22 protein-coding genes and 1 riboswitch are annotated in these 23,583 nt (G+C 70.7%); of the genes, 12 read left to right on the plus strand and 10 right to left on the minus strand.

The features are described 5' to 3' along the window. Positions 1 to 22: 22 nt before the first annotated feature. The 3 genes from ABH927_RS09770 (at position 23) to ABH927_RS09780 (ending at position 1,820) form a co-directional block, all read left to right on the plus strand. Complete coding sequence (locus tag ABH927_RS09770) at positions 23 to 175, plus strand: Insertion element protein (RefSeq protein WP_076434694.1); 153 nt, start codon at positions 23 to 25, stop codon at positions 173 to 175. Positions 176 to 219: 44 nt separating this feature from the next. Then, on the plus strand, positions 220 to 948 hold the full coding sequence (locus ABH927_RS09775; protein WP_370020049.1) for a phosphoadenylyl-sulfate reductase: 729 nt from the start codon (positions 220 to 222) through the stop codon (positions 946 to 948). Positions 949 to 1,067: 119 nt separating this feature from the next. Continuing rightward, positions 1,068 to 1,820, plus strand: coding sequence for a sirohydrochlorin chelatase (locus tag ABH927_RS09780; protein ID WP_370020234.1), 753 nt, complete (start codon positions 1,068 to 1,070; stop codon positions 1,818 to 1,820). A 169-nt stretch (positions 1,821 to 1,989) separates the two neighbouring features. On the opposite strand, the gene ABH927_RS09785 is transcribed toward ABH927_RS09780, so the two are convergent. Beyond that, positions 1,990 to 2,877: a DUF1707 domain-containing protein gene (locus ABH927_RS09785; protein ID WP_370020050.1), complete on the minus strand. Its 888-nt coding sequence runs from the start codon at positions 2,875 to 2,877 to the stop codon at positions 1,990 to 1,992. A 79-nt stretch (positions 2,878 to 2,956) separates the two neighbouring features. On the opposite strand from ABH927_RS09785, the gene ABH927_RS09790 reads away from it, so the two are divergent. The 8 genes from ABH927_RS09790 (at position 2,957) to glgX (ending at position 13,471) form a co-directional block, all read left to right on the plus strand. Next, positions 2,957 to 4,456: an ankyrin repeat domain-containing protein gene (locus tag ABH927_RS09790; protein WP_370020051.1), complete on the plus strand. Its 1,500-nt coding sequence runs from the start codon at positions 2,957 to 2,959 to the stop codon at positions 4,454 to 4,456. Positions 4,457 to 4,753: 297 nt separating this feature from the next. Further along, positions 4,754 to 6,358 (plus strand): isovaleryl-CoA dehydrogenase, encoded by a 1,605-nt coding sequence (locus tag ABH927_RS09795; RefSeq protein WP_370020053.1) that lies wholly within the window; start codon positions 4,754 to 4,756, stop codon positions 6,356 to 6,358. A 91-nt stretch (positions 6,359 to 6,449) separates the two neighbouring features. Next, a riboswitch (guanidine-I (ykkC/yxkD leader) is annotated at positions 6,450 to 6,540 on the plus strand. A gap of 45 nt (positions 6,541 to 6,585) precedes the next feature. Continuing rightward, complete coding sequence (locus tag ABH927_RS09800) at positions 6,586 to 7,707, plus strand: agmatinase family protein (protein ID WP_370020055.1); 1,122 nt, start codon at positions 6,586 to 6,588, stop codon at positions 7,705 to 7,707. Further along, the gene (locus tag ABH927_RS09805) at positions 7,707 to 8,714 is read left to right on the plus strand and encodes an ABC transporter substrate-binding protein (protein ID WP_370020057.1); all 1,008 of its coding nucleotides are present in this window, start codon (positions 7,707 to 7,709) and stop codon (positions 8,712 to 8,714) included. Before ABH927_RS09800 ends, ABH927_RS09805 begins: the two co-directional genes overlap by 1 nt. Positions 8,715 to 8,838: 124 nt before the next feature. Then, complete coding sequence (locus tag ABH927_RS09810) at positions 8,839 to 9,687, plus strand: ABC transporter permease (protein ID WP_370020058.1); 849 nt, start codon at positions 8,839 to 8,841, stop codon at positions 9,685 to 9,687. After that, positions 9,684 to 10,559 (plus strand): ABC transporter ATP-binding protein, encoded by an 876-nt coding sequence (locus tag ABH927_RS09815; protein WP_370020059.1) that lies wholly within the window; start codon positions 9,684 to 9,686, stop codon positions 10,557 to 10,559. The genes ABH927_RS09810 and ABH927_RS09815 overlap by 4 nt, the downstream gene beginning before the upstream one ends. A gap of 221 nt (positions 10,560 to 10,780) precedes the next feature. After that, positions 10,781 to 11,209, plus strand: coding sequence for an OsmC family protein (locus ABH927_RS09820; RefSeq protein WP_370020061.1), 429 nt, complete (start codon positions 10,781 to 10,783; stop codon positions 11,207 to 11,209). Positions 11,210 to 11,335: 126 nt separating this feature from the next. Further along, positions 11,336 to 13,471: a glycogen debranching protein GlgX gene (glgX, locus tag ABH927_RS09825; protein WP_370020062.1), complete on the plus strand. Its 2,136-nt coding sequence runs from the start codon at positions 11,336 to 11,338 to the stop codon at positions 13,469 to 13,471. 208 nt (positions 13,472 to 13,679) lie between these two features. Here the strand turns inward: glgX and ABH927_RS09830 are convergent, their stop codons facing one another. The 4 genes from ABH927_RS09830 to ligD all read right to left on the minus strand — a co-directional run bounded on the left by ABH927_RS09830 (position 13,680) and on the right by ligD (position 18,221). Then, positions 13,680 to 15,155 carry an aldehyde dehydrogenase gene (locus ABH927_RS09830; protein WP_370020063.1) on the minus strand — a complete coding sequence of 492 codons (1,476 nt, stop codon included), beginning with the start codon at positions 15,153 to 15,155 and terminating at the stop codon, positions 13,680 to 13,682. Between the two features lie 85 nt (positions 15,156 to 15,240). Then, positions 15,241 to 16,317, minus strand: coding sequence for an ATP-dependent DNA ligase (locus ABH927_RS09835; protein ID WP_370020236.1), 1,077 nt, complete (start codon positions 16,315 to 16,317; stop codon positions 15,241 to 15,243). A gap of 19 nt (positions 16,318 to 16,336) precedes the next feature. Continuing rightward, the gene (locus tag ABH927_RS09840) at positions 16,337 to 17,074 is read right to left on the minus strand and encodes a pyrimidine reductase family protein (RefSeq protein ID WP_370020065.1); all 738 of its coding nucleotides are present in this window, start codon (positions 17,072 to 17,074) and stop codon (positions 16,337 to 16,339) included. 154 nt (positions 17,075 to 17,228) lie between these two features. Continuing rightward, positions 17,229 to 18,221 (minus strand): non-homologous end-joining DNA ligase, encoded by a 993-nt coding sequence (ligD, locus tag ABH927_RS09845; RefSeq protein WP_370020066.1) that lies wholly within the window; start codon positions 18,219 to 18,221, stop codon positions 17,229 to 17,231. Positions 18,222 to 18,639: 418 nt separating this feature from the next. Here ligD and msrB point away from each other — a divergent pair, with 418 nt between their 5' ends. Next, on the plus strand, positions 18,640 to 19,041 hold the full coding sequence (msrB, locus tag ABH927_RS09850) for a peptide-methionine (R)-S-oxide reductase MsrB (RefSeq protein ID WP_370020068.1): 402 nt from the start codon (positions 18,640 to 18,642) through the stop codon (positions 19,039 to 19,041). Positions 19,042 to 19,060: 19 nt separating this feature from the next. Here the strand turns inward: msrB and ABH927_RS09855 are convergent, their stop codons facing one another. The 5 genes from ABH927_RS09855 to hemG all read right to left on the minus strand — a co-directional run bounded on the left by ABH927_RS09855 (position 19,061) and on the right by hemG (position 23,425). Then, entirely contained in the window at positions 19,061 to 19,579 is a 519-nt protein-coding gene (locus tag ABH927_RS09855) for a hypothetical protein (RefSeq protein ID WP_370020070.1), read from the minus strand. 399 nt (positions 19,580 to 19,978) lie between these two features. Next, entirely contained in the window at positions 19,979 to 20,485 is a 507-nt protein-coding gene (locus ABH927_RS09860) for a ribonuclease domain-containing protein (RefSeq protein WP_370020072.1), read from the minus strand. Positions 20,486 to 20,769: 284 nt separating this feature from the next. Next, positions 20,770 to 21,207 (minus strand): barstar family protein, encoded by a 438-nt coding sequence (locus ABH927_RS09865; protein ID WP_370020074.1) that lies wholly within the window; start codon positions 21,205 to 21,207, stop codon positions 20,770 to 20,772. A gap of 59 nt (positions 21,208 to 21,266) precedes the next feature. Next, on the minus strand, positions 21,267 to 21,968 hold the full coding sequence (gene hemQ / locus ABH927_RS09870) for a hydrogen peroxide-dependent heme synthase (protein WP_370020075.1): 702 nt from the start codon (positions 21,966 to 21,968) through the stop codon (positions 21,267 to 21,269). Positions 21,969 to 21,985: 17 nt separating this feature from the next. Next, positions 21,986 to 23,425 carry a protoporphyrinogen oxidase gene (gene hemG / locus ABH927_RS09875; protein WP_370020077.1) on the minus strand — a complete coding sequence of 480 codons (1,440 nt, stop codon included), beginning with the start codon at positions 23,423 to 23,425 and terminating at the stop codon, positions 21,986 to 21,988. Positions 23,426 to 23,583: the final 158 nt, after the last annotated feature.

Genomic DNA, 23,583 nt, shown 5'->3' on the forward strand with positions numbered 1-23,583 from the left:
CCGGCCCTCCAGGCGAGCCGAGATGTCTGAACGCGCCGCGCCGTTCTACTGCCCCTACTGCGGCGAGGAAGACCTGGAGCCCTATGTCACCGAGGAGGAGAGCCACGGATGGTACTGCCGCTCCTGCGCCCGCGCCTTCCGGGTGAAGTTCCTCGGCCTCGGCGTCCGTTCCTGAACCACTTAATTCATGATCCGTTGATTGACGTGTGAGGAGTAGCAATGACCCTGGTGGAGATAGAGGCCAATCTGGATCGGCAGCGGGCGACGCTCGACCTGCAGAGCATCGTCGAGTCCGCGGCGGAGTTCCTGGAGGACGCGCCCGCCCGCGAGATCATCCGCTGGGCGGCGGCCACGTTCGGCGACCGCCTCTGTCTCACCTCCTCGATGAGCGACGCGCTGCTGATCGACCTGGTCAGCCGGGTGAAGCCGGGCGTCGACGTGCTGTTCATCGACACCGGCTACCACTTCGCCGAGACCATCGGCACCCGCGACGCCGTCCAGCAGGTCTATGACGTCAACGTCATCAACATCACTCCGTCCAGGACGGTCGCCGAGCAGGAGCGCGACCTCGGCCCCCGCCTGTTCGGCCGCAACCCCGACCTGTGCTGCTACCTGCGCAAGGTCGAGCCGCTCAACCGGGCGCTCGAGCCGTACCTCGCCTGGATCTCCGGAATCCGCCGCGACGAGTCCCCGACCAGGACGAACACCAAGGTCGTGGAGTGGGACGCCAAGCGCCAGATGGTCAAGGTGAACCCGATCGCACGGTGGACCCAGGAGGAGGCCGACAACTACATCGCGGACAACGGGGTGCTGATCAACCCGTTGCACTACGACAACTACCCGTCGATCGGCTGCGCTCCCTGCACCCGCCAGGTGGCCCCCGGCGAGGACCCGAGGAGCGGCCGCTGGTCCGGCCTCGGCAAGATCGAGTGCGGCATCCACCTCTAATCTCAGCGTGATCATGCACGGGTTCCCGGGAACGGCCGCCGACCTGCCCCTCCCTTCGCCGTGATCATGCCCAAGTTCCCACCCGTATCCGACGACCAGGCAGAAGCCCATCCGTGACCATGCAGAGCCGTACCGCTGACAGCCCGCCGCTCATCGCGGTGGCGCACGGGTCCCGCGACCCGCGCGCCGCCGCGACGGTGGAGGAGCTCCTGCGTGCCGTACGGCTGGCACGCCCGGATCTCGACGTCCGGACGGCTTACCTGGACCACGCCCCGCCCACCCTCGCCCGTGCCCTGTCCGGGCTGGACGAGGCCGTCGTCCTTCCCCTGCTGCTCACGGCGGCCTACCACAGCCGCGTGGACATCCCCGGCGCGCTCCGCGAGGCGTCCGTCCGCAACCCCAGGCTCCGCGTCCACCGGGGCGAGACCCTGGGGCCGCACCCGCTGCTCGTCACGGCCCTCGAACGCCGCCTCGCCGACGCCGGGGTCACGATCGGCGCGCCGGACACCGCCGTGGTCCTGGTCTCCGCCGGTTCGAGCGACCGCCGGGCCAACGCCGTCATCGCCCGCATGGCGCGGCAATGGGCGCGGTCACGCCCCTGGTGGTCGGTGACCGCCGCGTACGCCTCCGCCGCCGCCCCCTCCCCCGCGGACGAGGTCGTACGGCTCAGGCACGCCGGGGCCTCCCATGTGGTCGTCGCGCCCTACCTGCTGGCGCCCGGTCACTTCGCCGACAAGGTCGAGCGCGACGGCCTGAAGGCCGGAGCCGACGTGGTGGCCGGAGTCCTCGGCCCGGCGCCCGAACTCGTCACGATCCTGCTCGAACGGTACGCGCAGGCCGTACACCGCTCGCCCGACGTGGCGACGGCCTGAACGGTCACTCTGCGAAGGGGTCGCCGCCGTCCGGCGGCACATAGAGGGTCGCGCTCGGACTCGGCGACTCCCCGGCGAACGGATCGTCGACGGGGGCGCCCTCACACTCCGAGGACAGCACGTCCTGCCCGTTGGGCTTGTGAATGACGATGTCCTTGGTGCAGGGGGGTCAGGCGTGATCACCGAAGTCGCGGCGGGGGTCGCGGGCCTGGCGCCGGATCTCCCGCTCGGTCTGGCGTGCCTCGCGCCGGATCTCGCGCTCCGCCTGGTGCGACTCCCGCGTGAACTGGCGCTGGGCCTCGCGGCCCTCGCGCATCATCTCCCGGCGGGCCTCGCGGCCGTCCTGTACGGCCTGCCGGATGTCGTGGCGCAACTGCTGGTGGTCGTAGCCGGGGAGACCGTGGCGCATCTCCTTGCGGCGGTCCAGCCACCACTCGCTCCACGCGAACCAGGCGCGCTTGATCGGCTCCGCCCGCGAGTCGCCGATGACCTTCACGTCGCCCATGACGACGTACGCCCTGACCCTGACGACGGGGGCGTTGCGCCCGGACGGGGCCTCGACGACCTGGACCTTCTTGTCCCCCATGATCGCCATGCCGGTCAGCTCGACGTCGACGCCGTCCGGGACGATGATCTTGATGTCGCCCATGACGCAGGTGGCCACGATGTCCACCTGGTTCGTCCGGACCTCGGCCTGCCGGAGGTCGAGCGTCACGTCGCCCATGACGCAGACCGCGCCGATCTCCTCGTCGATCCGCCACTTCCCGTTGCGCTTGGCGTCACCCATGATCGCGACGATCCACTTGCGGACCCCGCCGCGCGTCGCCGGAGCCATGGGCTGAGGGGCGAGGGGCGGCGGGGCGGCGGCCGGAGCGCCGCCGGGCAGATCGGCGGTGATCTGCGCGAGCTCGGCGTGGGTCTGGGCGAGGTAGGCCGCCTCGGTGCGCTCCGTCAACTCCGCGAGGGTGAGCCGCCCCTCGACAGAGGCTTCACGGAGCCTCTCCACCACGGACTCCCGCTCGGCGTCGGAAGCACGCATTCCGCCCGGATCATTCACGCCCTACACGCTATCCCGCCGGGCGGGCCCGCCCAATCCTCCTTGGGAAGGAATCGACCGCCTGTGTGAGCATGGAGAGGTGACCCGCAAGGAGCTTCTGGACGCGATCGCGCACGGGGACGTGTCCCGGGTGGCGGCGATGCTCCCCCCGGACACCCTGCTGGACCCCGTCGTCAACCGGGTCCTGAACCCCGTCCAGGGCACCACCCCGCTCTATCTGGCGGCCGTGGACGGCGCGCACGAGATCGTGCGGCTGCTCCTCGATCACGGCGCCGACCCGGACCACGTGAGCGGCGGCGAGTGCGAGGGGCTCCCGCTCTGCGCGGCCGCCTCCTGGGATCACGCGGAGACCGTCCAGGCGCTGCTCGACGGCGGCGCCGACCCGGATGTCAGGGAGGACGGGGGCTGGACGGCGCTCCTGTGGGCGGCGTCCAACGGAAACCTGGCGTCCGCCGACATCCTGCTCGACTCCGAGGCCGGTCCCGACCTCGCCAACGACGACGGCGACACCCCTTTGACCCTGGCGGCGCGGTTCGGGGCGTACGGGCTCGTGTGGTCCCTGCTGGACCACGGCGCGGATCCGGCCCTGCCCGGCTCCGGCGGCGCGACCGCCCTGGAGATCGCCACCCGCTGGGCCGCCGTCGATCTGGAGACCGCCATCCGCGAGGAGGTCACCACCCAGGCGACCGCCGACCACACGATCATCACGGCCAAGACGCACGCCTCCGACGGCACCCAGCGCGTCACCGTGGAGGCCAGGAACGCCGACGGCGGCGGCTACGGGATCACCCGGCAGTACGGCCATGCGGCCATCGCCACCTCTCTGGAGGTCGCGATGGGAATCCGCCCGTCCGCCCAGGAGCTGCTCAGGCGCGCCCTGCCGTACCGGGACCTGGACGAGGACGACGAGACCTGGTGGGCGGCCGTGCACGCCCTGCAGCGGCGCCACGACGACGAGACGTTCGAGGCGGCGGCCCGCCTGTGCGACAGCGACGATCCGCTGGAGCGCGAGTTCGGCGTGGACGTGCTGGCCGATTTCGGCTACGACGCCGACAGGAGGCCCTACCGCGAGCGCAGCCTGCCGCTCCTCAGGGACATGGCGGCGCAGGAGTGCGATCCAGAGGTCGTCGAGTCGATCCTGCACGCGCTCGGCCATCACGCCGACCAGCGTGCCCTGGCCGAGGTGCTGGACATCGTGAACCGGCCGGGGCGGACACCGACCGTCAACGATCCGATGGCGCTGGCCGCGGTCCTGCCTCCCGATCACGACGAGGGGCTGGCCACGCTGATCCGGCTGAGCGAGAGTCCCGACGCCGAAGTGCGCGACTGGGCCACGATGGGGCTCGCCAGCCTGGCGGCCGACACGCCGCCGATCCGTGACGCGCTCGCCGAACGGCTGGCCGACAGCGACCTCACGACGGTCGCCGAGGCCGCCCAGGGCCTCGCGGCGCGCGGCGACCGGCGGGCGATCGACGGTGTCCACCGCGTCCTGTGCGAGGCGGGACACGACCAGGACTACGCCCGCGATCTGGCCTTGGAGGCCGCCCGGGAGCTCGGCCTGGAGATCTCCGGGGCGTGACCCCCCGCCGGGTGACGCCGGCCGCCCGGCCGAAGACGCGACGCCGGCCCCCCGGTCGAAGACCGGCGCCGCGAAACCGATCATGAAATTCCCGCCAAGGGCCGTCTCGGGCACGCCGTCTTGGGCCGCCGCGTTCAGCCCCCGTCTTGGGCCGCCGTGTTCAGCCCTCGTCTTGGGCCGCCGGGCCTCCTTCTCGGGCCGCCGCGCCTTCTTTGGAGCTTCGCCCGGCGACCCGGCCGTTTCTTTCTTCGCCAAAGATGTTGAGATGAATTACGACAATCAGCCAGGAGGCCCTCAGTGACCCACGACGTGATCAACCAGGTACCCCCGCTGATCGGGCACGACGTCTCAGGTGACCGCGCGCTGCTCGACGGGATGGCCCGGGAGGGCGCGGACTGGGCCACGGGAGAGCTCCACCAGCTGGGCCTGCTGGCCGGATCGGCGAAGGCGCAGGAGTGGGGGCGGCTCGCCAACGACCACCCGCCGGTGCTGCGGACGCACGACCGTTACGGCCACCGGATCGACGAGGTCGAGTTCCACCCGGCCTGGCACGAGCTGATGGCCGTCGCGGTCGAGTGCGGCCTGCACGCCTCGCCGTGGACCTCCGCCCGGCCCGGCGCCCATGTGGCGCGGGCGGCCAAGTTCTTCACCTGGTCCCAGGTCGAGGCCGGGCACGGATGCCCGATCTCGATGACGTACGCCGCCGTGGCCGCCCTCCGGCATTCCCCGGCGCTCAGGTCGGAGTGGGAGCCGCTCCTCGCCTCGCGGACCTATGACTTCGGGCTCAGGCCCGCCCACGACAAGCGCGGGGTGCTCGCGGGGATGGCGATGACCGAGAAGCAGGGCGGCTCAGACGTCCGCGCCAACACCACCAGGGCGGAGCCGCTCGCCGACGGGAGCTTCGCCCTGACCGGGCACAAGTGGTTCAACTCCGCCCCCATGTGCGACGTGTTCCTCGTGCTGGCCCAGGCCCCCGGCGGCCTGTCGTGCTTCCTGCTGCCCCGCGTGCTGCCGGACGGCTCCCGCAACGCGATGCGGCTGGTCCGGCTCAAGGAGAAGCTGGGCAACCGGTCGAACGCCTCCGCCGAGGTGGAGTACGACGGCGCCGTGGCGTACCTCGTCGGCGAGGAGGGGCGGGGCGTGCGGACGATCATCGAGATGGTCAACATGACCCGGCTCGACTGCGTGATCGGCTCCGCCGCCGGCATGCGGCACGGCCTGGTCCAGGCGCTCCACCACGCCCGGCACCGCAAGGCCTTCGGCAAGAAGCTGATCGAGCAGCCGCTGATGCGGAACGTGCTGGCCGATCTGGCGCTGGAGTCCGAGGCGGCGACCACGCTGATGCTGCGCCTGGCCGGGGCGACCGACCGGGCGGTGCGCGGCGACGCCGCCGAGGGCCTGTTCCGCCGTACGGCTCTCGCGGCCTCGAAGTACTGGGTGTGCAAGCGTGCCCCCGTCCACGCGGCCGAGTCGCTGGAGTGCCTGGGCGGCAACGGGTACGTCGAGGAGTCGCAGATGCCGCGGCTGTTCCGGGAGTCGCCGCTGAACGGCATCTGGGAGGGCTCGGGCAACGTGGCCGCGCTCGACCTGATGCGGGCCCTCGCGCGGGAGCCCGAGGCGCTGGAGGCGTTCTTCGCCGAGGTGGCGCTGGCCGGCGACCCCCGTGTGAGCGAGGCGTCCGAGCGGGTGCTCAAGACCGTCGCCTCCGCCGGTGAGGCCGACGCCCGCCGCGTCGCCGAGGAGATGGCCGTCGTCCTCCAGGCGTCCCTGCTCGTACGGCACGCGCCCCCGGCCGTGTCCGACGCGTTCTGCGCCTCCCGCCTCTCCGGCGACTGGGGCCGGTCGTTCGGCACCCTGCCCGGCGGCCTGGACCTGGACGCCGTCATCGAGCGGGCCCTGTAGGGGTCATGCGCAGGGGTCACGGGACGGCTACATGCCGTTAATCGAGCGGAAACAGAGCGCCGGTGTCATGAAGGGGACCCACCGGCCGACGGTGGGGCGCACCTAGGGTTCCGTTCGGCTGGTCCAAGAGGTGCAGGCGGCTCGCGTGAGCCGTTCCACGGCGGGACAAAAGCCCGGGAGGCAAGTCATTGCCTCTGCGCATGAGGCTTCCCCATTGAGGAGTGCCCGTGGGACACCTTCACCACAACTACGGTCCCGAGGCGAGATACGCCGTCGAGCGTGAGGCCGAGCTGCCCACCACCATGCACCAGCGTGAGATCGAGCGCGGCCTGGAGCTGGGCCTGCAGGGAGCCGACTCGATCGTCGATCGGACGATCCCGACGTTCTCGCGGGGCGAGCTGCCGCACTTCGCGGGGATCAACACCTTCCTCAAGGCTCCGTACGTCGAGGACGTGCGGCGCTGCGGGGAGTACGACGTCGCCGTGCTCGGCGCGCCCTTCGACGGCGGCACGACCTACCGCTCGGGGACCCGGTTCGGGCCGCAGGGCATCCGCAAGATCTCCGCTCTCTATGGCCCGTACAGCTTCGAGCTGGGCGTGGACCTCCGGGAGTCCATCACCATCTGCGACCTGGGCGACATCTTCACGATCCCGGCGAACATCGAGAAGACGTTCGACCAGATCAGCAAGGGCGTCTCGCACGTCTTCGAGAGCGGCGCCTTCCCCGTGGTCCTGGGCGGGGACCACTCCATCGGCTACCCGACTGTCCGGGGCATCGCCGAGCACGTTTCCGGAAATGTCGGCATCATTCACTTCGATCGGCACGTCGACACCCAGGAGACGGACCTCGACGAGCGGATGCACACGACGCCGTGGTTCCACGCCACGGACATCCCGAACGTGCCGGCCAAGAACCTCGTCCAGATCGGTATCGGCGGCTGGCAGGCCCCGCGTCCCGGCGTGAAGGTCGGCCGGGAGCGCGGCACCACCATCATGACGGTCACCGACTGCGTCGAGATGGGCATCGAGGCCGCCGCCGAGCGGGCCCTGGAGGTCGCCTGGGACGGCGCCGAGGCCGTCTGGCTGTCGTTCGACGTGGACTGCCTCGACGCCGCCTTCGTTCCGGGCACCGGCTGGCCCGAGCCCGGCGGGTTCCTCCCCCGCGAGGTCCTCAAGTTCATCCAGCTCATCGCCGACGCCCGGCCGCTCGCCGGGATCGAGGTCGTCGAGTGCTCCCCGCCGTACGACAACGCGGAGATCACCTCGCTCATCGCCACCCGTGTGATCTGCGACACCCTCGGGTGCCTCGTCCGCGCGGGTCACCTCCCCAAGAAGAAGGGGGTGGCGTGATGTCACGCCGTTTACCGCCCACTGTCTGGCACGCCGCCGTCTCCGTCGTCCTGCTGATCTCCGTCGTCACCGCCTGCGCCTCGCCCGAGCAGGCCGGCACGGGATCCGCCGGCGGCGGGACGAGGATCACGCTCGGCTTCAGCGCCTGGCCCGGCTGGCTCCCCTGGCAGGTCGCCGAGGAGGAGGGCCTGTTCAAGAAGAACGGCGTGGACGTCGAGCTGAAGTACTTCGACAGCTACACCGACTCGCTGAACGCGCTGGCCACCGGGAAGATCGACGCCAACAGCCAGACGTTGAACGACACGCTCGCGTCGGTCGCCGGTGGCGCGAAGCAGAGCATCGTGCTGGTCAACGACAACTCGACCGGCAACGACCAGATCATCGCCCGCCCCGGGATCTCCTCGCTCGCCGACCTGAAGGGCAAGACGGTCGCGGCGGAGCAGGGGACGGTGGACCACTACCTGCTCCTGCTGGCGCTGGAGAAGGCGGGGCTGACCGAGGCCGACGTCAAGTTCCAGCCGCTGGCGACCGACGCGGCCGCGGCGGCCTTCGTCTCGGGCCAGGTCGACGCCGTGGGCGTGTTCGCGCCGTTCACCACCACCGCCCTTAAGCTGAAGGGCAGCCGGGCCATCGCCACCTCGACCGACTTCCCCGGGGCCATCCCCGACCACCTGGTGGTCACCCGCGACCTGATCAGCCGGGACGCGAAAGCCGTACAGGCCCTGGTGAAGACCTGGTTCGACACGACCGCGTGGATCGCCGCGAACCGGCCGAAGGCCATGGAAATCATGGCGAAGCGGGACGGGGTGGGCGTTCCCGACTACGAGTCGTACGACAAGGGCACGACGGTCTTCTCGCTGGAGCAGAACCGTCAGGCCTTCGGCGGGGACCTGGCGAACCAGGCCAAACGGATCTCCGACTTCCTGGTCTCCACGAAGCTGGTGGACTCCGCACCGCCCCTGGACGGCCTCATCGCCCCCCAGTTCGTCCAGGGAGTCCAGCCATGACCCCCCTCCGCCGTGATCATGCACGGGTTCCCGGGGACCCGTCCTCACCTGCCCCTCCCCCGGTCGTGATCATGCACGGATTCCCGGTCATGCCCTCCCACCAGGCGTCGCGTGGATGATGATCATGCAATCGGTATCGGAGAACACGATCGCGCCACCTGACGGCCGCCCGGCGGCCCCTCCGCCGCCCCCGGCCCGCGTCAGGCTCCTCACCACCTCGGTGTCCCCGCGTACGGCCTGGCTCCTGCGGGCGCTGTCGATCCTGGGTCCGCTGGCCGCATGGTGGGCGCTGAGCGCGGGCGGCGTGGTCGACCCCACGTTCCTGCCGTCACCCTCGGCGGTCTGGACGGCCGGCGTGACCATGGCGCAGAGCGGCGACCTGCCGTCCGACCTGCTGGCGAGCCTGGGCCGGATCGGCGCCGGCTTCGGCCTGGCCGTGCTCATCTCGGTGCCCGTGGGGTTCGCCATGGGGACCCTGGGCTGGGCCCAGCCGCTGTTCGAACCCGTCATCGGTATCCTGCGCTACCTGCCGGCCTCGGCGTTCATCCCCCTGTTGATCATCTGGCTGGGCATCGGCGAGCCGTCCAAGATCGCGCTGCTCGTCCTCGGCGTGGTGTTCTTCAACACGCTGATGACCGCCGACGCCGTGCGGCAGGTGCCCTACCGGCTGCTGGAGGTGTCGGCGACGCTCGGGGCGTCGCGTCTCAGGGTGGCCTCGCGGGTGGTCCTGCCGTACGCGCTGCCCGGGATCATCGACGCCATGCGGGTCAACGCGGCCGCCGCGTGGAACTTCGTGGTGGTCGCCGAACTGGTCGCGGCCACGTCGGGCCTCGGCTACCGGATCACCCGGGCGCAGCGGTTCCTGCAGACCGACCGGATCTTCGCGATCCTCGTCGTCATCGGACTGATCGGGCTCACTATCGACATCACGCTGCGCCTGCTCCGCTCGCGCGTCGGGCGGTGGACGCAATGACGTCCTCGATTCCCACGGCCGGGCTCCGGATCGAGGGGCTGACCAAGGAGTTCACGGCGGGCAGGCCGGTGCTCCAGGACGTCGACCTGGCGGTCGCCCCGGGCGAGTTCGTCTGCGTCGTCGGGGCGAGCGGATCGGGTAAGTCGACCCTGCTGTGCCTCATCGCCGGCCTCTCCCGCCCTACGGCCGGGCGGGTGCTGCTGGACGGCCACGAGGTCGCCGGGCCGGGTCCGGACCGCGGCATGGTCTTCCAGACCGCCTCCCTGTTCCCGTGGCGGGACGTGGCGCACAACGTGGCGTTCGGCCTGGAGGCGCTGGGCGTGCCGCGCGGGCGGCGCCAGGAGCGCGTCCGGTGGCTGCTGGACGAGGTCGGCCTCGGGCACCTCGCGACGGTGCTCCCCGGCCGCCTCTCCGGCGGGCAGCAGCAGCGGGTGTCGATCGCCCGGGCGCTCGCCTGCTCCCCCCGCGTCCTGCTGCTCGACGAGCCGTTCGGGGCGCTGGACGTGCAGACGAAGGAGGACATGCAGCTGTTCATCCGGCAGGTGTGGCAGGACGTCGGCACAGACCCGCTGACGGCCCCGCTGACGGCCCCTCTGGCGGCTGGGGAGGCGCCGCACGCGCCCGCGGACCCGGCCCACCGCTCCACGATCGTCATGGTGACCCACGACGTCGAGGAGGCCGTGTTCCTCGGGCAGCGGGTGCTCGTGCTGTCCAGCGACCCCGGCCGGATAAGCCAGGACATCGCGGTGAACCTGCCGGAGCCGCGGTCGCTGGAGATGAAGCGCACCCCCGAGTTCCTCGAACTCAAGGCCGCCGTGGAGGACCTGGTCCGGGCCGAGCACCGCGCTCACCAGGCGCGTACGGCATCGTGATCGCGCCGCCCAGTGCATGATCACGTACGGCGAAGCCGCAGGCAGGCGGGGATGTTCGGGAAAGTGCGCATGATCACGGCATGGGAGTAGGCAGGTCGCGAGGCATGCACGGGAACCCGTGCATGATCACGGCGGTGGAGCGGGGCGCCGGTTTCCCGTCCGGTGCGGCGGCGGCGTTAAGGTCACTGATGGATAAGACTCACGACTGAAGGGACATCGCCATGGCGACCACCCGTACCGCGACGACCCAGTGGAAGGGCGCGCTCCTCGACGGCTCCGGCACCGTCTCGCTGAACAGCTCCGGCGTCGGCACCTTCGACGTCTCCTGGCCTTCGCGAGCCGAGCAGGCGAACGGCAAGACGAGCCCGGAGGAGCTCATCGCCGCGGCTCACTCGTCGTGCTTCTCGATGGCGCTGTCGCACGGCCTGGCCCAGGCCGGGACGCCGCCGCAGTCCGTCGAGACCAAGGCCGACGTGACCTTCCAGCCCGGTGAGGGCATCACCGGGATCGTCCTGTCGGTCCGCGCCCAGGTGCCCGGCATCTCCGCCGAGGACTTCCAGCAGGCGGCCCAGACGGCCAAGGCCAACTGCCCGGTCAGCAAGGCCCTGGCCGGCACCACCATCACGCTGAACGCCGAGCTCGTCGGCTGACCGACCACCAAGGCCCCCGTCCGGACCAGTCCCATCGTTCCGGTCGGGGGCTCTCACTTCTCCCGCCCGTTACGGGCGAATCTTCCTTGGTGCGCGATTGGCCGCGGGAGAGGAGAATGAGGTTACATGCGTGAAGTTTGGCCTGGAGAGCCGTACCCGCTCGGCGCTACCTGGGATGGCGTGGGCACCAGTTTCTCGGTGTTCTCGGAGGTGGCCGAGCGGGTCGAGCTGTGCCTTTTCGACGACGACGGCGGGGAGACCCGCGTCGACCTGCCGGAGGTCGACGGTTTCGTCTGGCACGGCTACCTGCCGGGGATCATGCCCGGCCAGCGGTACGGCTTCCGCGTCCACGGGCCGTTCAAGCCCGAGCACGGGCACCGCTGCAACCCCTCCAAGCTGCTCCTCGACCCGTACGGCAAGGCGATCGAGGGCTCGGTGCGGTGGAACGAGTCGCTGTTCTCCTACCATTTCGCCGATCCCGGGCAGCTCAACACCGGTGACTCGGCGGCCTACATGCCGAAGAACGTGGTGGTCAACCCCTTCTTCGAGTGGGGCAACGACCGCCCGCCGCGCACGCCGTACCACGAGACCGTGATCTACGAGGCGCACGTACGCGGCCTGACCATGCGGCATCCGCAGGTGCCCGAGGAGCAGCGCGGCACCTACGCGGGCCTCGCCCATCCCGCGGTGATCGAGCACCTCCAGTCGATCGGCGTGACGGCGGTCGAGCTCATGCCGGTCCACCAGTTCGTGCCCGAGCACGCCATGGTGGCCCGGGGCCTGACGAACTACTGGGGCTACAACACGATCGCCTACCTGGCGCCGCACAACGCGTACTCCAGCGCGGGGCAGCGCGGCGAGCAGGTCCAGGAGTTCAAGGCGATGGTCCGGGCGCTGCACGAGGCGGGGATCGAGGTGATCCTCGACGTCGTCTACAACCACACCGCCGAGGGCGACCACATGGGACCGACCCTCGGCTTCCGGGGGCTCGACAACGTCGCCTACTACCGCCTGCACGACGAGGACAGGCGCTACTACCTCGACTACACCGGCTGCGGCAACTCGCTCAACGTCCGCTCGCCGCACGCGCTGCAGCTCATCATGGACTCGCTGCGCTACTGGGTCCTCGACATGCACGTTGACGGGTTCCGCTTCGACCTCGCCGCGGCGCTGGCCCGGGAGCTGCACGACGTGGACCGGTTGAGCGCGTTCTTCGACCTCATCCAGCAGGACCCGATCATCTCTCAGGTCAAGCTGATCGCCGAGCCGTGGGACGTCGGCCCCGGCGGCTACCAGGTCGGAAATTTCCCGCCATTGTGGACGGAGTGGAACGGGAAATACCGCGACGCGGTGCGGGACTTCTGGCGGGGCAGCTCCCGGACCATGCCCGAGTTCGCCTCGCGGCTGACCGGGTCGAGCGACCTCTACGCCACGAGCGGCCGCCGGCCGGTGGCGTCCATCAACTTCGTCACCTGCCACGACGGCTTCACGCTCACCGACCTCGTGTCCTACAACCGCAAGCACAACGAGGCCAACGGCGAGGGCAACCGCGACGGCAGCGACGACAACCGGTCGTGGAACTGCGGCGCCGAAGGGCCCGTCGAGGATCCCGGCATCGTACGGCTCCGCAGGCGGCAGCGCCGCAACTTCCTCGCCACCCTCTTCGTCTCCCAGGGCGTCCCGATGATGCTCGCCGGAGACGAGTTCGGCCGGACCCAGCACGGCAACAACAACGCCTACTGCCAGGACAACGACGTCTCCTGGGTCGACTGGTCGGTGGTCAGGCAGGAGGGCGAACTGCTGGATTTCGTCCGGACGCTGGCCGCCCTGCGGCGCGAGCACCCGGTGTTCCGCAGGCGCCGGTTCTTCCACGGCCGCAAGATCCAGGACGGCACCCGCGACATCGTCTGGCTGACCCCGTCGGGCCAGGAGATGGGCGACGCCGACTGGCACGCGGGCTACGCCAAGTCGCTCGCGGTCTTCGTGAACGGCGACGCCATCAGCGAGCCCGGCCAGCGCGGGGAGAAGATCACGGACGACTCGTTCCTGCTACTGATCAACGCCCACCACGAGAACCTGGCGTTCACCCTCCCCGGGCCGGAGTTCGGGCCGAGCTGGCGGCTCGTCCTCGACACGGCCGACGAGGGGCCGCGCGACGATCCGTACTCCGAGGACACGTGGACGGCGGGCGCCAAGGTCTCGGTGACCGACCGGTCCCTCCAGATCCTCCGCTGCGACTCCACCCCGCCCCCTGTGGTGTGATCACCCCGCCTCCTGGGGTGTGATCATGCACAGGTTCCCAGGTCGGCACCGTGACCTGCGCGACAACCGCACGTGATCATGCACGTGAATCGTCCGCGCATGATCACGTACGAATATGCGCAGCCTGGGAGGGTCGCCGGGAATCCGTGCATGATCACGCTGCCGGGGACCAGGCACGCCGTGAACCTGTGCATGATCACGCCGGGGTTCAGGTTTGGATGATGGCCGCCTTCTCGCGTGTGTAGGCCAGGACGGCGTCGTGGCCGTAGCCGCTGTCCTTCACGCCCCCGAAGGGCAGCCCGGGAGGCATCTGGCGGAAGGTGTTCACCCACACCGTGCCGCTCTGCAGGTCGCGGACGAACCGCTGCGCCCGCCCCAGGTCGCGGGTCCACAGCCCGGCGGCCAGGCCGTACGGCGAGTCGTTGGCGATGGCGAGCGCCTCGTCGTCGGTCTCGAACGGCAGGGCCACGGCTACCGGCCCGAAGATCTCCTCCTGGCAGACGCGCAGCGAGTTGTCGGCCGTCGTGAGGAGCGTCGGCTCGACCCAGTAGCCGCCGGGCATCGAGGGCACGACCTCGGCCCCCGACCGGCCGCCGAAGACCCGCTCGGCGCCCTCCTTCTCGGCGATCTCCAGGTAGCCGGTGACCCGCTCGAACTGTCCCTCCGAGACGATCGGGCCCATCGTGGTGGCCATGTCGAGCGGGTCGGCGAGCGTCATGCCGCCGGCGATGGCGGTGATCCGGCCGATCATCTCGTCCCAGACCGAGCGGTGGATCAGGATGCGAGATCCGGCGACGCAGACCTGTCCCGCGTTGCCGGTGAAGATCGAGTTGACCGTGACGCCCTGCGCGGCGGCGTCCAGGTCGGCGTCCGGAAAGACGATGTTGGGCGACTTGCCGCCGAGCTCGAACGTCAGCGGCTTGAGCGCGTCCGCCGAGGCCCGGGTGATGACCTGGCCTGTCTGGGTCGAGCCGGTGAGGCTGATCTTGTTGACGCCGCGGTGCCGCACGAGCGCGTCGCCCACCTCCTCGCCGAGGCCGCTGACGATGTTGAGGACGCCCGGCGGCAGCACACCGGCCAGCAATTCGCCCAGCCGCAGCACGGACGCGGACGCCTGCTCGGCCGGCTTGATGATTACCGTGTTCCCCGCCGCCAGCGCGTACGCCGCCTTGGCGGAGAACGTCGAGATCGGCGAGTTCCACGGGATGATCCCCAGCACCACGCCGTACGGCTCCCGCCGGGTGAAGCCCCACGAGTCGGGGCCGAGGATGACGCTCTCCCCCTTGACGGCGTCGATGACCTCGCCCGCGGCGATCTGCCACAGATAGGTCATCCCCGGGAGGTCCCTCCTCAGGGTGTCGCGGATGATCCGCCCGTTGTCACGGGTCTCGATCCGAGCCAGCTCCTCCGCGTGCCGGGTGAAGACGTCGGCCACCGCGCGCAGGAAGTGGCCGCGGCCGAGGGCGGGCATCCCCGCCCATCCCGGGAGGGCCTCTCGGGCGGCGAGCACCGCCGCGTCGGCGTCGGGAGCGCCGCTCGCCGGGACGCGGGCCCACACCTCGCCGGTCGCCGGGTTGACCGAGTCGAGCGTGCGCCCGTCCGCGGCGGCCACCAGCTCGCCGCCGATGAGATTGCGGAACTCTTCACGCGACTCCGCGATGCTGCCGGTGATGCCTTCGGACATGCCTGCACTCCCGCGTCAGCCGTACGGAACGAGACCGTTACGGGGACCAAGCGTACGCTTGCTCGGCCCGCGAGGCCATCCGCACCTATCGCCGCAGGATGTCGTCGATCTCGAAGACGACGGGCCTTTCGAGCTGCTCGTAGGTGCAGGACTCCGGGGTGCGGTCCGGCCGCCAGCGCCGGAACTGGGCGGTGTGCCGGAACCGGTCGCCCTCCATGTGGTCGTAGGCTACCTCGATGACCCGCTCGGGCCGGAGCGGGATGAACGACAGGTCCTTCTTGGCGTTCCACCGCGACACCGCCCCCGGCAGGCGCTGGCCGTCCGACCCGCCCGCCGCGAACTCGGCCCACGAGCCCCAGGGGTGCTCGCTCAGGTCCTCCATCCGGTACGGCGCGAGCTCCTCCACGAGCTCCTCCCGGCGCTTCATCGGGAACGACGCGGCCACGCCCACGTGGTGCAGCCGGCCGTCGTCCGAGTACAGCCCGAGCAGCAGCGAGCCCACGATCGGGCCGGTCTTGTGCTCGCGGTAGCCCGCGACGACGCAGTCGGCCGTCCGCTCGTGCTTGACCTTGAACATCACCCGCTTGTCCGGCGTGTACGGAAGTTCCCCCGGCTTGACGATGATCCCGTCGAGCCCGGCGCCCTCGAACATGTCGAACCATTCGGCCGCCTGCCGCTCGTCCTGGGTGACGGGCGTGAGCCGGACGGAGCCGCCCGCCTTGACGACGATCTCCTCCAGGCGCGCCCGCCGCTCGGAGAACGGTGCCTCCATCAGGTCCTCGTCCCCGAGCGCGAGCAGGTCGAAGGCCACGAAGGACGCGGGGGTCTGCTCGGAGAGCAGCTTCACCCGCGAGGCCGCCGGGTGGATGCGCTGCTGGAGGACGTCGAAGTTGAGCGACTGCCCGCCGATGACGACGATCTCGCCGTCCACGACGCACCGCGGCGGCAGCTCGTTCTTGACCGCCTCCACCAGCTCGGGGAAGTAGCGCGTGAACGGCCGCTCGTTGCGGCTGCCCAGGTAGACCTCGTCGCCGTCGCGGAACACGATGCAGCGGAAGCCGTCCCACTTGGGCTCGTAGTACAGCGTGCCGTCCTGGGGCGGCATGCCTTTGACCGCCTTGGCGAGCATAGGCGCGACGGGCGGCTGGACCGGCAGGTTCATCCGGTCGGCCGGGAGGGCATCAAGCGGAAGGTTCATCGCCCACCTCTCTGACATATCTGCAGAAGAGGAAGCCTTCCTCTTCGAGGACCTGTGCGAGGACCATCGGGCTCGGCGACGCCACGCCGTTCAGGATGCGGGCGGCGTCGCCGCCGACGAGTTGCGGGCTGATCGTTAGGCAGAGCTCGTCGACCAGCCCGGCGGCGGCGAGCTGGGCGTTGATCCGCGGGCCGCCCTCGCACAGGATCCTGCCCAGCCCGCGTTCGCGCAGCTCCCGCACGGCTGTCGCCATGTCGACCCGGTCGTCCCCCGCGATGATGACCTTGGCGTTCCTGGCCGCCTCCTCGCGCCGGTCCTTCGGCGCCGACTCCGTCGTGATGACGATCGTCCGCGCGTACGGCTCGGCCTCGGTGAACAGCGGACTCGCGAGGTCGAGGTCGAGCCGCCGGGTGATGACGGCGATCGGCGGCGCGGGCGTCCGCCCCGCCCGCATGGCGAGCCAGGACTCGCGCGGGCGGGCCGGGCCGTACCCCTCGGTGCGGACGGTGGCCGCGCCGGCGACCACCACGTCCGCGAGGCCGCGCAGGACGCCGAAGATCCGCTTGTCCGCCTTGCTGGAAAGGCCGCCGGACAGCCCCTTGAGCCACGCCGCGCCGTCGGCGCTGGTCACCATGTTGAGCCGCAGCCACTCCTCGCGCGGTGAGGCGTAGGCGGCGACGAGGGCGGGTTCGTCCTGGACGTCGGGATGTATGCGGCGCACGCCCTCTACAGTGGCACACCGGCCCGACGAAACGGCAGCGCGGGCAAGCACGGGGGAAGCACGGCAGGCCGCGTAACGGTTCCATTCACCCTGGGCCCCGCTGCCGTTGGACGATGACGGACGGTGAAGTGGGAGGAGGTAGCGAACCGGCCGCTTACTCCCGGGCCTTGGACGGCTGGACGCGCTTGGGCTCGCCGGGCATCTTGGGGTAGTTCGGCGGGTAGGGCATGTCGCCCCGGCCGTCCGCCGCGTACCACTCCAGCAGCGTGTCGATGGAGAACGCCTGGTCGTCGATCGCCTGGTGGACGTCGCCCAGCTTGGCGAACCGCTCCGGCATGGTCCTGATGTCGAAGTCGCGGGGGTCGCAACCGGCGAGCTCGTCCCAGGTCACCGGCGCGGAGACGGTGGCCTCCGGCCGGGCGCGGACCGAGTAGGCGGCGACGACCGTGCGGTCCCTGGCGTTCTGGTTGTAGTCGATGAAGACCTTCTCGCCCCGCTCCTCCTTCCACCAGGCCGTCGTCGCGAGATCGGGCAGGCGCCGCTCCACCTCACGGGCGAAGGCGATCGCGGCGTACCGCACCTCGGTGAAGGTCCAGCGGGGCGCGATGCGGATGTTGACGTGGATGCCGCGGTTGCCTGAGGTCTTCGGGAAGCCCTCCATGCCCAGCTCGGCGAGCACCTCCCGGGCGGCGAAGGCCACCTTCCTGGCCTCGTCGAACCCGGTGCCCGGCTGCGGGTCGATGTCGATGCGCAGCTCGTCGGGGTGGTCGAGGTCGGGCCGGCGCGCGGGCCAGGGGTGGAAGTCGATCGTGCCGAGGTTGGCGCACCAGGCGAGCGCGGCGACCTCCGTCGGACAGAAGGCGTCGGCCGAGCGCCCGCTGGGGAACGTCACGGTGACGGTCTCGATCCAGTCGGGGTGCTTGGGCATCCGCTTCTGGTAGATCGCCTCCGACTCGACGCCGTCCGGGTGCCGTTTGAGGTAGGTCGGCCGGTCCCTGACGGCGTGGAGCGCGCCCTCCCCGACGCTCACGTAGTACTCCACCAGGTCGCGCTTGGCGGCCCCGATGGCGGGGAAGTAGATCTTGTCCGGGTTGGTGACCTTGACGGTGCGCCCGTTGACGTCGAGTTCGATGTACGGCGAAGCCATGGTTCGGACACTACCCGGGAAGAGGGGGTCCGTCCCGGGCTGCCAACGGCGGCCGGACCGGGAGCTCCCGCGAGCTCTCCCGCTTTTGTGGCGTAGAGCTCGGGTCGCGGAACGCGCGGCGCGCGTGACGCGCTCGCTGCGATCGCGACGGGACGGACCACAACGGGCCACCCGTGGGGCGGCATCCTCTTGCCGCCCGGCGGCGCCCAGCACGGGTAGGGCGCGTCGCCGCCATGACGGCGGGACGGGCTGCCTTCCCCCTCAGGGAGGACGATCAGCCCCCTCATCAGTGAAGACGCCAAAAGAAGGGCGAAAGGATGCTTCGCCCGAAAGAACTCTTGCGGGAAGATCCCCCGGGTCCATGTGGTTCTCAGTACGTAATCCCCGAGAGGGGCCGCCACGCTTAGGCTGGTGAACCATGGACAAGGTCATCAAGAGCGACGCCGAGTGGCGGGCGCAACTGTCGCCCGAGGAGTTCCGCGTCCTCCGGCAGGCGGGAACCGAGCGTCCCTTCAGCGGCGAGTACGTCGACACCAAGACGGTGGGCGTCTACTCCTGTCGCGCCTGCGGCGCCGAGCTGTTCCGCTCGGACACCAAGTTCGACTCGCACTGCGGATGGCCGTCGTTCTTCGAGCCGTCGAAGTCGGAGGCCGTCACGCTCCTGGAGGACGACTCGCTCGGCATGCGGCGGGTGGAGGTCCGCTGCGCCCGGTGCGACTCGCACCTCGGGCACGTCTTCCATGGTGAGGGCTACCCCACCCCCACCGACGACCGCTACTGCATCAACTCCGTCTCCCTGACCCTGGAGCCCGCCGAGTAGGACGGGCTCCCGGGAGTGATCACTTCGGCTTGGGCGCGCTGACCCGGCAGTCGGTGTCGTCCGGGCCGAGGATGTTCGCGAGCACCGGGTTCCCGTTCTCGCCGAACTCGGCCTGGACGAAGACCACGGGGTTCGGCTCCCCCTGCTCGGACAGGTACTCCAGCCCGCGCCTGCACAGCGTGATGGCGGACTTGGAGTTGCCCGCGTCCTCCGGCAGGCTCGTGTAGATCCGCAGGTATCGGCCCGTCGTCCGGATGTCCCGCACCTTGGCGGCCGGCCCGTCCTTCCACTTGCCGCGGAAGTAGGCGACCGCCTTCTTGTCGGTGTACTTCGACGGGCCCGATGCCTTCTTCGCGGCCTTCTCCGTCTTCTCTCCGGTGTCCACGCTGGCCACGGTCAGCTCGCCCGCCGGGCTGCTCGACGGCACGGGCGCGAAAGCCGTACCCGCCGGGGCCGAGGAGCCCGGATGGGTCACCTGACCGGCGACCACGAGCGCCCCCGCCGTGAAGGCCGCGACCCCCAGAGAAACCTCAACCACTCGTGCCCTGGCCCGCCTTTTCCGGCGGCGCCCCCTGGAACGTGCCAGACCAGTCGACACCATGCCTCACTCGAACGCGGAGATCCCGTCACAGTATGGCAAAGACATGGCGATCAGACGACCGTTTCCGACATTTCGCGCAAGCTTCCTCATCGATGTCCCGTCAGAGGGGGGAATTCTCCCGTGCTCCCGGGATGGCCGCCATGAGCCAATAGGGGCTCAACAGGGGCCGGTCGCGATCTGAGGAGGGTGCCGTGACGCCGCGGACCGTCATGGCCTGGGCGGTGTTCGGGCTGGCCTGCGCGCTCGTGGCGGCGGCCGGCGCCATCGGGAGGGCGATCCGCTGGACGCCGCGCTCGCGCTGAATCCCCGGCCGCCGGGACATCGGCCCCGCCCTTCTCAGTACAGCCGGCGGAAGGTCCCGTAATGGTCGGTGGTGTACCAGGTGGTGAAGTTCCCGGCCCAGTCGCGGTGGTTGAGATCGACCACGATCCGGTAGGCGTCCCTGTGGGTGTTCCGCGGGCGGCTGTGCATGTCGTACTCGTAGTAAGACGGGCGATCGTGACCCCCTCCCGAGGGGAGCAGCCCTTCACGGTTCCGGAACGCGCCACCGGAGTTCCAGTAGCCGTGTCCCACCGCCCACACATGCCGGTACCTCGGAAATCCGAGGGCGGCCGCCCAGCCGTACGCCCGGATCGCGTCATCGCGGCCGTCGCTCCGGATGATCGCCACGGAGACGGTGGCGGGCGTGGCCGTCGTCCGCGGGTCGTTCCGGGAAAGGCTCGCGGACGCCGGCCCGGCGAGCGTCCCCATGACGAGGGCAACGACGAGGGCAACGACGAGGGCCGTCGCGAGGCTCAGCACGAGAGCGAGATTCCGCGCGAGGACGCTTCGCGTACGCCGCATTCCGTTCCTTTCGTCCGGCTACCGGGAGGGACCGCGCTGCAGGACGACGCCCCGGCCCCGTACGGTCATCCGACCGCATTCCGGGAACCCGAGGCGACGGTGACGTGGGCGAGAAGGGCCACCCGTGGTAGAGGCTCGTGGAGATTATTACGAACGTGTTCCCGCCCACGCCCGGGCCGCTTTACACCGCGATGCCGACCTTGCCCAGTGTGCCGCCCGCGAAATGCGCGATGGCCTGCGGAGCCTCCGCCGGCGGGTAGGTCGTGGACAGACCCTCGGGGGTCTCACCCGGTGACGCCGCCGGAGCCCCTGCTTTCCAGCTGCCGCCTCAGGGCCACGATCCGGGCCTCGTCGTCGGTCAGCTCGACGACGGCGTCCGGCCGGCCAGGCCGGCGGTATTCGGCGACAACGGTCCGGAGGATGTCGGCGAGAACCCTCAAATCGTCGTCGGATCCTTCGATCAGCAGGTCACCGGCGTGCTCGACGCGAAGAACCAGTCCCGCTCCTGACCCCGCTCCCGGGACGCCCGCGTGCAGGAAGTCGGTCAGGCATTCCTCGAACGCATCCCAGTTCCCGCCGAAGTAGCTCGGGAACGCCAGCCGCTCGGCCCAATGGTCGAACAGAGACTCCTTGGTCCGGCATCGGCGACCGTCGAGCAGGCGGACCGTGGCGCCTTCACTCAAGGGACGGGCACCGGCCGGAAACCAGACGTGCTCTTCCACGGGCGCTCCCCCTTTCATGCCTGGTAGGGCCTGGCGGCGGGCGGGGGCCGGAGTCGCCGTCAGGGAAGGGCGGCGATGAGCTCGGTGACGGGCTTGCGGGTCCCCGTGTAGAACGGGATCTCGATCCGGGTGTGCCGCCTCGCCTCGGCCCCCCGGAGGTGGCGCATGAGGTCAACGATGCGGTGCAGCTCGTCGGCCTCGAACGCCAGCATCCACTCGAAGTCGTTGAGCGCGAAGCAGGCGACCGTGTTGGCCCGCACGTCGGGGTAGTCGCGGGCCATCTTGCCGTGCTCGGCCAGCATCGCCCTGCGCTCGGAGTCGTCCAGCAGGTACCACTCCAGGGACCGTACGAACGGGTAGACGCACACGAAGCCCCTCGGCTCCTCCTCGGCGAGGAAGGCCGGGATGTGCGACTTGTTGAACTCGGCGGGCCGGTGCAGCGCCATGGCCGACCAGACCGGCTCGCTCGCGCGGCCGAGCGCGGTGCGGCGGAACCGCGTGTAGACCTCCTGCAGGTCCTCCGCCGACGGTGCGTGCCACCAGAACATGAAGTCCGCATCGGCGCGGAACCCCGAGACGTCGTAGCAGCCCCGGGTCACCACGTCCTTGCCCGCCGACTGCGCCAGCAGCTCGTCGAGCTCCTCGGCGAGGCCGTCGCGGTTGGGGGGGAGGTGGTCGCGCAGCCGGAAGACCGACCACATCGTGTAGCGGATTACCTGGTTCAGATCACGCGCCTTGGGCCGCGGGGTGCCGTCCGTCATACCGCCATTCTGCCGCGTCACCGGTCCGCTTCCTCTCCCGCCCCGGCCGGCGTCCGGGACTTCAGATGCTCCAGGACGCGGGCGGCGGCCGTACGGGCCGTGGCCGCGCACGCCGGGATGCCGAGCCCGTCGTAGGCCGCACCGCACACGGCAAGGCCCGGCTGTACGGCTATCGCGGCGCGGACGCGGGCCACGCGGTCGAGGTGGCCCACGTCGTACTGCGGGAGCGACCCGCCCCACCGCGTGACACGGGTGTCGATCGGCAGCCCCCGCACCCCCATGATCTCGGCCATCTCGTTCATCGCCAGAGCCACCAGCTCCGCGTCGTCGCGCTGGAGCACGGCCTCCTCCCCGAGGCGGCCGAGCGAGCACCGGAGGATGACGAGGTTGCGGTCGGCCTCGGCGAGGTGCGGCCACTTGGTGGTGCTGAAGGTCACGGCCTTCACCGGTCTGCCCTCGACGGGCGGGACCAGGTAGCCGCTGCCGGACGGGGGCTCGGGGAAGGCCGACTTGGGGTAGGCCAGCGTGACGATGGCCATGCTGGCGTACTCGATCCGGGCCAGCTCGGCCGCCGCCTTCGGCACCTCGCGCGCCAGCAGCCGCGACGCGGCGGCGGCCGGGACCGCGAGGACGACGGCGTCGGCCTCGATGACCTCCTCATCCCGGGTCGGGCCGGTGACCAGCCGCCAGCCGTCGGCCGTACGGGCGAGCTCGCGGGCCATCACGCCGGTGCGGACCTCCGCGCCCGAGGCCTTCGCCACAGCCTGTGGCAGGCCGCCCAGGCCGTTCCTCAGGGTCGTGAAGACCGGCCCGGCGTCCTTGGGCGCCTCCTCGACGATCGTCCTGGCGGCCCGCAGCAGCGACCGCTCGGTGCGCGCGGCGGCGGCGACCCGCGGCATGGTGGCCTCGAGGGAGAGCATGTCGGAACGGCCCGCGTAGACCCCGCCCAGCAGCGGCTCGATCATCCGGTCCACGACCTCGCCGCCCATCCGGGCGCGGATGTAGGCCGCCACCGACACGTCCGTGGTCACGAGCGTCGGCGGCAGGATCTCGTCGAGCGGCACCCGGGCGAGGCCGCCCGGTGACAGGATCCCCGACCTCGCGAGCGCGAGCAGGTCCGAGGGGACGCCCATGACCTGCCCCTTGGGCAGGCCGCGGAGCGAGCCCCTGGACAGGATCGCGGCCTGGGTCGTGCCCGGATCCACCAGCGTGTCGCCCAGCCCGGCCAGCCGCGCCAGCTCCTTGCCCTCGGGCCGCCGCGCCAGCATGGCCTCGGCGCCCGCGTCGACCTCGACGCCGGCGACCTCGGAGGCGTGCAGCTTGCCGCCGATCCGCGGGGCGCCGTCGAGCACGGTGATCCTCAGGCGAGCGTCGCCGCGGCTGAGGTGGAAGGCGGCGGTCACACCGGCGATGCCGGCCCCCACGACCACCACATGACGACCAGGAGTCCCGTCCATACGCAAAAGCTACCGGCCCCGAGCGCCGGGCCTCTCACCGCCGTGGACGTGTTGCGCGACGCACCGGCACCACACCTGCGCCACACCGGCACCACATCGGCACCGCCCGCCTGCACCTCTGCCGGCACACCCGCCGTACCTCTGCCGGCACACGCGCC

This window comes from Planotetraspora sp. GP83, from assembly GCF_041262585.1.
GTDB lineage: Bacteria > Actinomycetota > Actinomycetes > Streptosporangiales > Streptosporangiaceae > JAOEGB01.